This window comes from Candidatus Odyssella thessalonicensis L13, assembly GCF_000190415.1.
Taxonomy (GTDB): Bacteria; Pseudomonadota; Alphaproteobacteria; order Paracaedibacterales; family Paracaedibacteraceae; genus Paracaedibacter; species Paracaedibacter thessalonicensis.
The window spans coordinates 69,523-83,161 of record NZ_AEWF01000003.1; the positions used below are offsets into that span (position 1 = coordinate 69,523).

The window sequence follows — 13,639 nt, forward strand, 5'->3', positions numbered from 1 at the left end:
GTTAATGTAAAGTCAGAATACACTTTTATAACAAGGACATCAAGGCGTACCCCAGCCCTAAGCGCTTTTAAATCTGCGCTTATTTCTTATCTATTCCAGCGATTAACAATAAAATAGGTTCCACTACCTCCCTTCACCTCAGAAGATAAGGGAAAAGTATTTTCCTATTGCTACTCTTGGTTAAATAGTTTAAATACTCCATGTATCTCAAGCACTCTAAAGGAATTTAAAATGATAATAATAAAATTATGGTTAAGACTTTTTATCGCCCCTTTCTCCCTAACTTTACTTGAGGCTGCAGACCAGCCCAGCTCTGAACCGAGTAAGCCCTTTCAATTCTGTCTTCACCTTGGTTCAGCAGAGGTAATTCAGAACAATATAACCCATGCCCTTAAAACCAAAACGTGTACTATCGATATTATGCAAGCGGATGCTTTTAAGCAAAGTAGCTGTATCGACCTCAATCTACCTGTTTTTTTTGAACATACACAATTGCACCAAGCCCTCGCCCTTCAGAATACTAACTTAGTTAGGATAGGTGCTGAAGTTAAAGGAGCTCTCGAATCTTATTTTCGCCTGACTCTCTCTCAGCTCGACCCTAAAGAGCCGGGAAAGATAGAACAGCATCTAGCTAAACATAAACATCTGAACTGCCTTAAGCCTTTAATGGAAGAAGCCATCGCCAAGAGTAAGGAATAATTCTAACTCACAGTTAATTTATCAAAAAGAGGAAGCTTACTGATCACTGCTATGCATCAGTGAGCCTTTTTTCTTTCTTTTACGGTGAAAAGAAAGCAATCACTTTTCTCCTTTAGTTATTTAAGGGGTGTTACTTGTATCCATATAATCCGTTTATACGCAGCCCTGCACCTCTTAATCGTTAACCCTAATTTCAGAGTTGAGCTGATATGCTGGTCAAAGCAAAGTTAAGCCTGAGATCTTATTTATGAAGCGGCGGACCATCCTGCAATTACTTGAAAGTTATATTGATCATCATCCAGAAGCTCATATCTCCGTGAATGACCTTCTCCATTCTTTAGGTGATCGAGGGTATGGCTTGGCACTTTTAGTCTTAGCCTTGCCGAATGCTTTATTATTGACCGCAATTCCCGGCACTTCTACTTTTTTTGGTCTACCGATATGTTTTCTCGCCCTACAATTGATTCTGCGCCGTTCTCATCTTTGGCTGCCTCAACGACTAAGATCTCAACAGGTTTCCCGCCAGACATTACTGCTTATCTTAAGGAATTCCACGCGCTATCTTCTTAAGATTGAGCACTTTATTAAACCGCGGTGGCCATTCATGACGGATAAGTACATGGAGCAGCTTCTCGGCGTTTTCATTTTCATTCTCGGAGTAATCATTACTTTACCCATCCCTTTCGGAAATTTTCTGGGCGGATGGGGAGTTATGCTCTTCAGTTTGGCTTTGATTGAAAAGGATGGCGTGCTTGCGCTTCTGGCGGTAATATTGACAACCCTGATGGGCTTGGCTATGGTTAGAATTGCTGGAAACTTAATCGGTTTTCTATCTGATTTATTTTAACCAGGGGTGCCTTTCGGCTGAGAAGGATATGTGGCGAGGCCTGTGTCCTAACCCTTAGAACCTGATTCGGTTAATACCGACGGAGGGAGGTCACTTATGCACTATTTACGGTCACTTTTTAGGGAAACTCAATCCCGTTTAGCGTTATATGGCACTATTCTTGAGTATTATGATTACGCCTTGTATGGTTTTTGTGCCAGCCTTTTAGCCCAGCAACTTTTTCCAGAATTATCCCCTGACAGCGCTTTATTGCAAACATATTTAATCTTCTGTGCCGGCTCGCTGGCCAAGCCTATTGGCGCCTGTATTTTTGGTTATATTGGTGACCTTTATGGCCGAGCCCCTGCCTTGCGGTGGAGTATGATCGGCATTGCGCTGCCCACTCTAATTATTACGGTCCTACCTCAAGGGATGGATAGTCAAAGCGCCATGTTTATTGTCCTAGGAGCCCGTATCCTGCAAGGGATTTTTATAGCTGGCGAAAGCGATGGCGTACAGATTCGTCTCTTTGAGAACCATAACCGTTACCCCTTTCTCAACAATGCGTGTGTCGGTCTTGCCAGCTATCTCGGGATTTTTCTAGCGTCTCAGGGCGCAACTTTAGCAAAATGTTACCCTGACTATTGGCGCCTTCCTTTTCTGGTGGGAGGCATTCTAGGATTAATTCTTTTGCAAGCCCGGCGCCACATTACTGAGTCTCCTCATTTCCAAAGACCTCACAATTTAAGGGATAAACCAGATGCACTAGGGTTGGCGGCTACCGTTTTATTATGTGGCGCCGTCGGTGGCACTTATCATCTTTTCTTTGTCTATCAACCTAATTATTGGTCTGCAATCTTATCCGCCCTTTCGGCCACTCAAGCGCAATCCATTATTAGCTTATGTCTTGCTTGCTATATTCCGGGGCTTTTTATAGCTGCTATCTTGAGTGAGAAATTCCGCGGTGAATGGGTCGCGCTCACGGGCATTCTAGCGGCAGTTGCTCTGAGTCCTTTCTTGCTTATGCCCCCCTTAGAAAACACTCCCTTTTTATGTGGGATGAGCTTTGCCTTGGCGTTGATGCATTCCCCAGGATATGTGTTACTGATGCGCCAATTTAACATTAGTTCTCGCTATCGTCATCTGAGCATTGGCCATTCCCTGGGTTCGCTATTAATGTCTGGAACTGCACCCTTATTAGCGACCTATTTTTGGCAAAAATGGCATAGTCCCACCAGCCTTGTTAATCATCTAATTATTTTGTTAGTTTTAGGGTTTAGTGGCGTCATATTGAGTACTTTTAAACATTTTAAGATTCGCTCTTATGACCAGAACAGCTCTTGCTCCACCTTAACAAAGGTGAGTTTAAAGTAATTTATCCATTACCTTTCATAATAGGAGATCAGGAATACTGCCTAAGCATTTTTGGCGAGTAATACCTGCGGATCATGTTTAAATCCTTGCCCTTTTCCACGTGTCAACCAAGTAGTCTGGCCAAGCTTAAAATTGCCTGCTAAGACTGAGGGGGGAATGTCTTGGTGTCGAATTGATCCCCATAGCTGAAGGTTATGGACAAGCCCGCAATAAAAGCGAGCTAGCGATAGCAACTCCGCATACCCTTGTCCCCCTGGAAGGTGCGTTAAATATTGCTGCCAGGTTAATTCTGTTAGCTGTAATGATACGCCAGATGCTTGATTCCAGCTTCGCCGTCCTAAAAGGGTACTCACGCCTAAGCGCTGATGTTGTCCAGCCGTACCAATACGGCTCCAATCTTCCTGAGGAGCAACACACCACGCCCCTTTAAACTCCTCCAAGCTCACCTTTATCTTGAAATAGCCCCGGAGAAGCTTTTGCAAGCCTGCAGCGTTGCGTTGGCGCTGCCAAAACAGAGGGGTAAAATGGAGGATTGAGCGAGTGTGAACCCCTAACGACTTCTGGATGTCAATATTCACTAAGCCAGCAAGGTCAAGGATTGCTTTACCCACCGAGGTCCGCTCTGGAGGCACCATTTCTAAGCCAGGCGTATGCTTCTTTTGCAAGCGATACCAAAAAGAGGCATAGCGGTGATTAAATATATCCAGAAAGTCTCTAAAAGCTGTGTCTTTATGGCGAAGTCGTTCGACAATTAAATCGGTGTAGGGCTGAGGTAAAGGGCCTTGGATTCCGGCGATTCCCAAGAAATTGATCGTCATGATGGGGGGACGATCATACAGCCTGTTAGAATATAAGCTATAAATATCACTTGCCGGCGCCGCATAACTGATCCGTGATTGGATTTGTACTGGATCATCTTTAGGATGCTCAGACTCCCCAAATGGCTGAGCTTCGGGTCTTAAAGCGGCTAAGATCCTTATCGATTGGTAATACTCAAATTCATAGGGCTGAGTAAATAAAAGATTGGCTACAGTACAATCTGAGCGCCGTGTAAGGGTTGCCATGACATCCATTCGCCTTGTCGTTGAACACTATTGACCTGTAATTGCACAAAGGAGTTTAAAGAAGTTTGCAGAGCAAAAAACGTCCGTAATACGCTGGCAAGTAAAAAGACACTCTCACCTGTATAAGCTCTCTCATTGACAGTCAATGTAATTTTTAAGCCATTTACAAAGCCGCGCCATGCTTGCTCGCCCAGTCGTCGTGACGTTGGATGTGTCTCAATATTTACCAGTGAATCGATTTCATTGTGATGAAAATTGCCTGCAGTCTTAGCATACAACAAAAGGCTCTCTTTTAACGCCTTTAAAGAGGTTGAGCCGGCGCTTACGCTTAGATGATTCACAGATAACATTGAGATTAAGCGCCACATAGTCTCGCCATCGTTAGGAGTATAAACTTGTGAGGTTGGCTTGGTGAGGCATATTATCTTACTTATAGGAGCTTTGTCCTCCAATTGCAGCAAGCACCCAGCCGGGATCTGCTCTGCCAGAAAACGGTTGGTACATAATGCTTGAGCATAAATAGTTTCGGTAGGGGGAGTATGCGGATTGAAATCCAGATCGACAAAGCGTAAATAGATATCACTGCCAGGCACATCTCGTCGCTCTGAGGGCGTGCGCCGTGCCGTCCAGAATATTGACGGATCAGTCTGTTGCGCTTGATGATCAAATGAATAATAGGGATGATAGACTAGGGTTTCAGTACTACCATCCACACCGGCTAGGACTTTCTCAATGGAATAGATCTCTGTTGTACGCTCGCGACGTTGGTCAGCAACCAGGCGATACTCAAATTTACGATGGTCTAACCTTAATGGATCAGTAATTTTAGGAAATAGGTTAACAATTGGTGTGCACCCTAACCGAAAATTATCAGCACTTATGGAGATATTTTCGAGCGGGTGATGGGAGTCTAAACCAATTAGAATTTCAACCGTTTGTTCGGCTTGCTTGAAATTAAGGTTATTAATATCAAAGAAAAGATATTTTTTGGGAAAATGAAAATATTCATGCAGAATCTGATAAGCTGGGTGCGAATGCTCAGGGGATGGCAAAATACATTCATTGGCATTAAAACCCACCGGTTGGATAGAGCCTTTAGGCAAGCAATAGGCTTGGCGATCCTTAACCACCTTCAATACTTGAATGGCGGTTTGAGCAAAAATAATCTCATATAGCACCAGACTTAAAGCATCATCAGCATTAATAAAGAATCTTAATGTTTGCAGATCAAGGTCTGAAAAGTCTAATCCCTGGCACGAAAGCTTCAGTCTTAAATATGACTTATGCAATTGCGGCGTCTCGAACTGGTAATCCAGGGGCTGAATAAACTCTGCAGCTTCAACAGTGATCGGCCACAAAGTGACAGGATAAGCTGTCTGGAACCGACAGGCAACCCCTTCTTCCGAAAAAGATTGGACACGGGTCTTAGCACTCACGTCAAAGCCGGAGGTTAACTTTCCTTTAGAAGGGTCAACCACGAACTGAGCTATCGCCATACTGGGAACAGGATTAATAAGATGGGGGTAGAGAACTTCCAGAAGGGCCGAGGCTATCTGCGGCACACGATCATCAATTTCTTGACTCAGACGCGCGGATAAAAAAGCAAAGGACTCTAGAAGCCGTTCAGTATGCGGATCCGGAGATTCACTGTCAGATAACTGTAAGCGCCGCGCAATTTTGGGATGTTGAGCTGCAAAAATCTGCCCAGCATTGCGCAAATAGCTTAGCTCCCGATGATAATATCCTAAAAACTTATCCTGAGAAATGGAGGTCACATTATCTTGCTACATTCAACCCTTTATTAAAATTTTAACATTATTTGATAAGTTTTCTCAAGAAATTGCAATCCCTAACTCTGAGGCGGCCCCTTCCTTAATTTTAAGGGTCCAAGTAAGATCAGAATCAGACGGTCTGTTTAAGCCGCCGCAAGGGTAGCATTCAATGGTGACCTGTACTGTCTACGGCAGCAGTTAAAAAAAAGCATACCGAGCTAAGCATGGTGACTCTGAATGAATTCAAACCTAAATAAAATAGCCCTGCAATCGCAAGGCTATGAAAGGTAATTCTTAAATAATTTAAGCGATGGCTTGAAGTTTATCTAAATTGTCTACTGCCTTCTTATCCTGATTTTTGATCGATCGCAGCACAAGTAGCGCCACTAAAGCTCCAAAGGTTAGATAGTAGGCCGGAACCATATTGCTACCAGTTTTATCAATCAGGAAGGTGACCAACATGGGGGCCGTGCCACCAAATAAAGGACCACTAATATTTGTTGTGATGGTAACAGCCGAAAAACGCACAGACGTAGGATAAGCTTCAACCATCAAAGCAGGAAGAGGTCCGAAATATCCACCCACAGCAATTGATAGCAACATCTGCGCTCCTAAAATTACCATTGGATCACTTGTCTTATTAACAATTTCTAATAAGGGGATCGTCCCTACCACAAACAGGAAGGCTGCGCCCCCCAGAACAGCTTTACGGCCAATTTTATCCGATAACCAGGCCGAAAATACCGTGAAAATGCTAACGACCACTAAGCTTGCTGTATTAATGGTTAACGCCATACCTTGGGATAATCCCAGTTGCGTGCTCAGATGGGTTGCCATATAAACGAGCAAAATATAAAAGCTTAAATCATGTAACATAACCGCCATAACTACCTTGACTAAGGTACGGCCATGGGAAGCAAAAACTTCTTTGATGGGGTTCTGTTTTAATTCACCCGCTGCTTGGGCGACAATATATTCTGGAGATTCTGGCACATTACGACGAATGTAAAATCCAACAAAGCAAATAAGGATGCCGACAACAAAAGGAAGGCGCCAGCCCCATGCTATGAGATCCGCTTCCGAAAAGAAATTGCTCGCCAGAGCCGCCGCGCCAGAACCTGCAAGAATCCCTACTAAACAGCTGGTGACAGCAAAACTACCAATGAGGCCTCGATGACTTGAATCCGTATGTTCGGTCGTGAAAGTAATTGAACCGCCATAGTTTCCTCCCATTGAGATTCCCTGCAGCATTCGAATAACCATCAATAATATCGGCGCCCAAATTCCGATTTCTGCATAAGTTGGCAGTATCCCGATTAAAGCAGTTGGCACTGCCATCAATAAAATGGATAACACCATTGCTTTTTTGCGGCCCATACGATCACCAATGTAACCAAAAATCATGCCACCAATAGGCCGAATTAGGTAACCTGCAGCAAAAGCTCCGAAGGCAGAGATGAGCTCAACGGCTTTATTATTAGAGGGGAAAAACAATTTCCCAATAACGGGGGCAAAGTAACCAAAAAGGGCAAAGTCGTACCATTCAAACAGGTTTCCAACCAGACTTGCCGTTACGGTTTTAAATAAAGACCTTTTCATGACGTGAGCCATCTCCCTTTGAGCCTATTACAACCAGCATAATTTATATCTAAAGAGAATTATAGTATTTTTGCAATAAACATTTATCGAAATTAATGGTCAGGCAATATGTTTTTAGGTCTGTAGCCTTATATAATTATTTGGAAGTTATGACGTGAGCTACCTTCACCCCTCAGAAACCTGGGACGGCTGGTCTGCAAATTAACCCTGGAGGTGACTCGCTCCACCTTATCAAAGCGTGGCTAATAAAGCAAAGCCAAGACAATGATATCTATTTAAGTAGAATAGCCCATCTAGAACCATAAGCCGTTCCGACTTTAAATAAAAAAAGAGCTGCGATGAGCAGCTCTTTGAGGTGAGAATCAGCTAAACAGCTTAGCTCTGTTGAGCTCTAGCTTCTGCTTCACGTTGCTCTGTCAACGCTTTAAAGCGCTTTGACAAGGACAAGACAGAAGCAAGCCACAAGGCTACAACAACAATTGTAACCACAGCTAAAATGTGAGACAAGCTAGCTAATGTTTGACCGGCAAAGGCGCTTAATAGGGCTGCTTGAATGGTTGCACCACCGGACTTACCAGCACGACCACCAATCACATCTACAGCCGCTTTACCTTTAACCTTAAGCTCTTGATCAAGGGGAATGTAAGCCATTTCCTTGGTTGGATCAAATAGAGAGTACTTAGTTGCCTTAGACAAGACGTTCTGAGTAAAGCCAGCCATCACCGCAACCATAACCATGGTGGTACCAGCAATTGCATATTCAGGATTACCAATGCTCTCGGAGTACATAATGACGCCAAAGAAAATTAAACTGGTAACAAGAATCATAATTGGCGTAATCATCGCTGCTGACAGCCAGCTAAACCGACGCAGAATGTTATTACCTGCAATCATAAGTAGAACAGTAATAACACCGGTTGTGGCTGAGAATTGTCCCATAAACGCGTTATAAGCATTGTTATCGCCATGGAATGCAATTTTAATCTGTCCCTTCCATACGCCTTCAACGATATTGATAGAAACGCCATAAGCTAAAACAATCATGGCAATCATGCCCAAATATGGCGAGCGAACAAGATACATGAAGCTTTCGGTCAGAGATAATTTAGGCTTGCTCTTCTTCTTGGCGCCAGCATCGGCATTAGCTTCACCATCATAATAACGCTTATCAGTTAGAACGTTTTTATTCATCCATGCATAAATTGCGACAACGATTAACCCTGAAATGACCACAAAGGTCATCAAGTAATTTAACGTCCATCCCCAGGGATCAACGCCTTCAGGAAGATTACCACGGTTCTTAGAGAAAGCGTAAACGGTATAGCCAGAAAGAATTAGGCCAAAGTTTCCGATTAAGCCAAACATACCATAAAATCTTTTAGCTTCTGCTACCCGAGTGATTTCGTTAGCAAATTGCCAAAACAGCAATGAAATAACAGCACTGCCCCACAGTTCAGAAAGAATGTAGAACAAGCTATAGCTCCAGTTACCGATCACCGGCACAAACCAAGCAATATTAGGATATTCTGCTTTCATAGCTGCAATTGCAGCTTCGGTCATATGGAATGACTCACGGTTAGGATAGATAAATAAAGCAAATGCACCGAAAAATACCAGAAATGGAATCAAAGCTGCATAAAATAAACCTTGACGGCTTAAAACGTTGGATAACTTTGCATAAGCAATCATAAAAAGTATTGCAGCAGGAGTTGTTCCAAACAGCTTAATAAAGGCTAGAGCCTCTGCACCGGATCCCGGAGCGTTAACAACTAGAGCGTCCTTTGTATCCCGTAGAACTGTATAGTTAAACAAGATACAGAACATCATGAGTCCCATAGGTAGGAACTTTTTGATTTCGTAATTGTGAATCGGCCAGAGAATGGCGCGTAAGCCTGTAAACTCTGGTTGTTTCACAGCTTCTTTCGCTTGTGACATGCTATTATCCTTTTGTTTAGCAACATCATAACCAACTCTCCTACAAGAAAAGTCTGTCAAGATACAGGTTATTATTATTGAATAATGTATGCTTGTATAGAGTTGAGGCTATTTTGTTAACTTAGTATTGTACAAATAAAAAAGTGGACAGAGCTCCTAAAGTTTCCTTCAAAAACATCTATCAAACTTTCCTTTTTACAGCGTGAATATAGTGTCAATTTCATATTGCAGTCAATAGAAAAGTGTACAAGTTATTAACGCGCCTGCATTAAACGACGACGACTATGAATCATTAGGAGGGCAAAAAAGATCGGAAGTGCCCTTAAGCTTATCGAATCGTGGGTACAGCTAATGGTGAGCAATATAACGAGCACTACCAAGCGCCATAAAGGGGATAATCCTTTGGTTGCTTCCCCCATCATCTTAATAAACACGCCTCCTAGTAAAATTCCCACTATACCTAGTTCAGCAAACCAATAAAGGAACTGATTATGAGGATATTGAAACTCTGTACATCGGGCTCCTTCAACAAGGTGAGCGGCGGGCATAAGTTGTAATGCTTGGTACTGGCCTAGCCCCAGTCCAAGAGGGAAATTTTTTACACCTACCTCCCACGCTTGTTGCCATAAATTCAACCGGACTCCCAATGACTGTAAGAATACGTCTTGATAGCAGTAGACGAGGCTCGCAACAATCATAAAGGCTAGAAATAAAAACAGCACCAAGATGCTCTTATTTAAACGATACCTCTCAAAAACAAACGTAACTAGCGATAAAGTTATAAGTCCTAGAAGCTCTAAGCGCTTAAAAAGGAGAAAAACGCACAAAATTGTAAGAGTGGTTAAGCCAAATACTTTCAGTTTCTGGGACTCGAGATGGCATGAGGCGATACATGTTACTAACCATGTGAAGAAGATATAGAAAGCAAACGGCGAGAGATACCGCCAGTTGTGACCTTCATAAGGATTATCTATTAAGACTATCGCAATAGCCGCCATAATTGATAACCCTCCTATCCAATTCAGATTATACCAATCTGCAAGATAATGGCGATATACTGCCATCCCCATCATAAATATCATCAGCTTGATTAAATCCTTAACCACATTTGGATAAGAGATCTCGCTGAATTGTAAAGTTATGAGCATCCCAAGAACTGATAGACCCACAAAAGACCACTCGCTAATAGAAAATATTTTCTTTGTATTTTCGTCTCTTCTATAGTAAATAACTAATAAACTGAAAAGTATTGGCACACATATATCATGAAGAGAGATATGAATCTGGGGTAGCTGATCACTATTAAACTTGAAAAAAAAGCTGAATAGCGGAATAATTAATAAAAAAGGCTGCATAGTAAAAGAAGGTTCTTTAAAATAACGTAATCGGAAAAGCTGTTGCTCCATTAACTTACATAAATTAAGGTACTTCTGCTTGTTTAATCTGTCAATTGTTACCCTTTGCTTATTAGCAGCAAACTTTTTGGGCCTGCTCAGAGAGGTGTTTATAGCTCGAAATTTGGGAACGGGCAATGATTATGATTGTTTTGTTGCTGCTTTCTCAATTATCTCTTTCTTTCTAGTGCTATTTAATCAGCAGAACATTCAATCTCTATTTATGCCTGAATATCATAAGACCCGTCTAGAGAATAATAATTCTTCTTTACAATTAAAACTTAAGTACGGGTTATATTTAACCGCTATTACGGGATTATTTTCTCTGATTATTTATCTCCGTGCTCCCCAAATAATATCCTTTGTCTTTTCTTCATTCAATGTTGACCAGATCAACCTATCAAGCACTTTATTACGGATAATGGTGCCTATTATTGTAATCAATGCGACCCTTGGGATTTTGCACTCCTACTTTCATAGCCATAATCAGTTTTCTTATCCCTCAATAGGACAATTGGTTCATAGTCTTATGATCCTCATTTTACTGTTCTGGGGTCCTTTAGACGTTATATGGCTTGCAAAGATCTTTTTAATTGCGATGATTACATGCTGGGTCTTCACAGCCTATCCAATTATTAAAAGTAGCCAATTTATCTATGCTTCTAACGTTAAACTCTCCGGACCATCTTCTTTAAAACTCGGTTTTCTTCGGGATGGTTGCTTTATTTTGATGATAAGCTGCGTTGAGCAATTGATGCAATTATGGATCAAAAGTTGCTTTGCTTCTTTTGGTGATGGCACTCTATCTGAAGTAGGATATGTTTTAAAAATAATTTCTTTTCCTATTTATCTAATAGGGTATAGCGTCTCTACTACTTTTTTCCTCGTTTTATCGAGGAAATAAAAACACAGACAAAAAATACCAAGGTGATTCAAACCAGCTGCCAGTTTATGCTGATGTTATTAAGCTTAGCTGCAAGCTTTTTATATTTTTTTGCAGATCCAATAACTTTAATTTTGTTTGGAGGAAGTGCTATAAGCCAGGCTTCGCTCATTTCAATAGCCGAGCTTATACAGTGGTTCTCACCTTATATTGTTGTGGCTGGGTTAAACATTTATTTGTCACGCTTAAATTATCTCTGTCAACAGTCAGGGGCCTTACTGATAGCCACGATCCTTATAGCCAGCGTTCAAGTAGGATTAACCTTAGTGCTTAAACCCGTGATAGGGATAGTTTCTATCCCCGCATGTGCTATTATAGCAAGCTTTGTATTGATTATTGTCCAGCATAAATTTCTTAAAAGAGATCAGATTAACGTCTTAAACTGGTCGGAGTTTTTATGGGCCACTTTACCTGGCTTGGCCGGCACCCTCTTATCTTGGCTATTATCAAAGAGTTCAAGCATAAGTTTATCTGCCTTAATCTTGAATGCGGCTGCTTGTTTATTCTTAACTTTGAGTGTTCTGTATTTGCATAAAAATAGTTTCATTCACTCTTTTATAAATCAGACTAAAAAAGGTTAAGTGTGAATGACCAAATGGGTACATTAAAACTGATGTCGTCTTTTACCTAAGATAAGTAGATAAGTGAAATTTATTTTACAAGCCACAGTTATTTCTTCTTCCCTTTATCTCTGCGATTAACCCTATGGCAAACAAATGACTGGCATGAATCATAACAGAACTAAAGAACGTGTACCGTGGGATTCCGGCCATTGAAAGCACAGCCAGGATTGCTACTAAGAGAAAAGCAGGTAGAGTAAACCCTAAAAGAATCCTAGCGAGTTGCGATCTGCGCCAATATATCAATCCAAGAAATAGATAAAGGACACCTAACCCAGAAACCAATAATTGGCTAAGAAATATATATCCAAGTGTCTCGACCATACTTTTTACTCTAGCATACAGGGGGGTATGAGGGGGTAAGAATCGAGACAATATCGCATCTAACTGTGAATAACCAGGGATTGCTGTAAAGCAGTAAGATAAGTTTGTTAAGCGATATTTAAGATAAAGGAATGGGTGCTCTTTAATCGTATTGAACCACACTGACCATAATTCTTTTCGCTGCTGCTCTGTGGCTCCTTTTTGAAACAGAGGTTGATCACCATAAATATACGGATCCACAAGATTAGGCTTAAACCTGCTCTTTAACTGCTCAGCACTATAATAAGGAGTCTTATTGAAATCTGGAATTAAATCCTTGCCAGTTTCGAGAGAAATTGCCGCCAGATCATAAAGCTTTACATACTGCCAGGCATTACTCTGCTGAGTTTTAGGAGTTAGAAATATATTAATGCTGTGAATGCTCGAATAAACAGCTAAGGTTATCAGGCTACCAGTAGCCAACCTAGTAATAAAATTACAGTTGCGAGCTACTAAGAATCCCAACCATAAAGTTATAACAGGCAAGCAGAATTGAGCTTGATACTTAACTGCAGTGCCATAAATTAAAGCGACGATTAATAGAAATGCATAGAATAAGGACAGCGGCTGTTTATGAATTGTATAATAAGCTAGCGTACTTGCTACTGTTAAAAAACTAAATGTAAAATGACTATCTTTCAGCACACAACTTGTGTACACCAATATTTGCGGCCACCACGGGAGAAGAAATAGCAGGTATAATAGCCACGGCCTTTCTTTGAAATTAATAAATAACTCTGTGGTTCTAAGGATAAAAAACAATCCCCCATACAGAAAAGATATCTGAATTAAGTACATTGAACCAAAGCCCGGCATAACTGGATGAAGGTGATGCCAGATAAATGCCATCATCGCTGGATGATGATCATCATAATTCCCAGTAAGGGCTTGTGCGTATTGAGCTTGGCTATCTGGGACCGCAATCCCTGGCCAGAATATTGCTAACTGCAGTAAAAACAATACACCAAGGATCTGATAACGATAAATGAATAGATGCACCCCATTAATTATACTTTTCAAAGCTTCTCCCCCAAGAGTTAAATAACGCTC

Annotated in this window: 11 protein-coding genes and 1 riboswitch; of the genes, 5 read left to right on the forward strand and 6 right to left on the reverse strand. The window is 41.4% G+C overall.

All coding sequences use genetic code 11. The features are described 5' to 3' along the window. Window positions 1-231: 231 nt before the first annotated feature. The 3 genes from HMO_RS0105705 (at window position 232) to HMO_RS0105715 (ending at window position 2,899) form a co-directional block, all read left to right on the forward strand. On the forward strand, window positions 232-699 hold the full coding sequence (locus HMO_RS0105705; RefSeq protein WP_010299892.1) for a hypothetical protein: 468 nt from the start codon (window positions 232-234) through the stop codon (window positions 697-699). A 247-nt stretch (window positions 700-946) separates the two neighbouring features. Then, on the forward strand, window positions 947-1,546 hold the full coding sequence (locus tag HMO_RS13935) for an exopolysaccharide biosynthesis protein (protein ID WP_010299894.1): 600 nt from the start codon (window positions 947-949) through the stop codon (window positions 1,544-1,546). Continuing rightward, window positions 1,539-1,651, forward strand: a riboswitch (TPP riboswitch). (Overlaps the previous gene by 8 nt.) Beyond that, on the forward strand, window positions 1,643-2,899 hold the full coding sequence (locus HMO_RS0105715) for an MFS transporter (RefSeq protein WP_010299896.1): 1,257 nt from the start codon (window positions 1,643-1,645) through the stop codon (window positions 2,897-2,899). Its footprint overlaps the riboswitch before it by 9 nt. Before the next feature lie 41 nt (window positions 2,900-2,940). Here the strand turns inward: HMO_RS0105715 and tssG are convergent, their stop codons facing one another. From tssG to HMO_RS0105745, 5 genes are all read right to left on the reverse strand, one after another. Beyond that, the gene (tssG, locus tag HMO_RS0105720; protein WP_010299897.1) at window positions 2,941-3,963 is read right to left on the reverse strand and encodes a type VI secretion system baseplate subunit TssG; all 1,023 of its coding nucleotides are present in this window, start codon (window positions 3,961-3,963) and stop codon (window positions 2,941-2,943) included. Beyond that, window positions 3,927-5,738 carry a type VI secretion system baseplate subunit TssF gene (tssF, locus tag HMO_RS0105725; RefSeq protein WP_010299898.1) on the reverse strand — a complete coding sequence of 604 codons (1,812 nt, stop codon included), beginning with the start codon at window positions 5,736-5,738 and terminating at the stop codon, window positions 3,927-3,929. The genes tssG and tssF overlap by 37 nt, the downstream gene beginning before the upstream one ends. 300 nt (window positions 5,739-6,038) lie before the next feature. Then, the gene (locus HMO_RS13940; protein WP_083821250.1) at window positions 6,039-7,346 is read right to left on the reverse strand and encodes an MFS transporter; all 1,308 of its coding nucleotides are present in this window, start codon (window positions 7,344-7,346) and stop codon (window positions 6,039-6,041) included. 363 nt (window positions 7,347-7,709) lie between these two features. Further along, window positions 7,710-9,269, reverse strand: a complete 1,560-nt coding sequence (locus HMO_RS0105740; protein ID WP_010299901.1) for an Npt1/Npt2 family nucleotide transporter — start codon at window positions 9,267-9,269, stop codon at window positions 7,710-7,712. Window positions 9,270-9,523: 254 nt separating this feature from the next. Beyond that, window positions 9,524-10,417 carry an O-antigen ligase family protein gene (locus HMO_RS0105745; RefSeq protein WP_175282094.1) on the reverse strand — a complete coding sequence of 298 codons (894 nt, stop codon included), beginning with the start codon at window positions 10,415-10,417 and terminating at the stop codon, window positions 9,524-9,526. 286 nt (window positions 10,418-10,703) lie between these two features. Here HMO_RS0105745 and HMO_RS0105750 point away from each other — a divergent pair, with 286 nt between their 5' ends. Both HMO_RS0105750 and HMO_RS0105755 read left to right on the forward strand, forming a co-directional pair. Continuing rightward, on the forward strand, window positions 10,704-11,567 hold the full coding sequence (locus tag HMO_RS0105750; protein ID WP_010299903.1) for a lipid II flippase MurJ: 864 nt from the start codon (window positions 10,704-10,706) through the stop codon (window positions 11,565-11,567). 47 nt (window positions 11,568-11,614) lie between these two features. Next, window positions 11,615-12,187 carry an MATE family efflux transporter gene (locus tag HMO_RS0105755; RefSeq protein WP_010299904.1) on the forward strand — a complete coding sequence of 191 codons (573 nt, stop codon included), beginning with the start codon at window positions 11,615-11,617 and terminating at the stop codon, window positions 12,185-12,187. 75 nt (window positions 12,188-12,262) lie between these two features. Here the strand turns inward: HMO_RS0105755 and HMO_RS0105760 are convergent, their stop codons facing one another. Next, entirely contained in the window at window positions 12,263-13,609 is a 1,347-nt protein-coding gene (locus HMO_RS0105760) for a hypothetical protein (protein ID WP_139016840.1), read from the reverse strand. Window positions 13,610-13,639 lie beyond the last annotated feature (30 nt).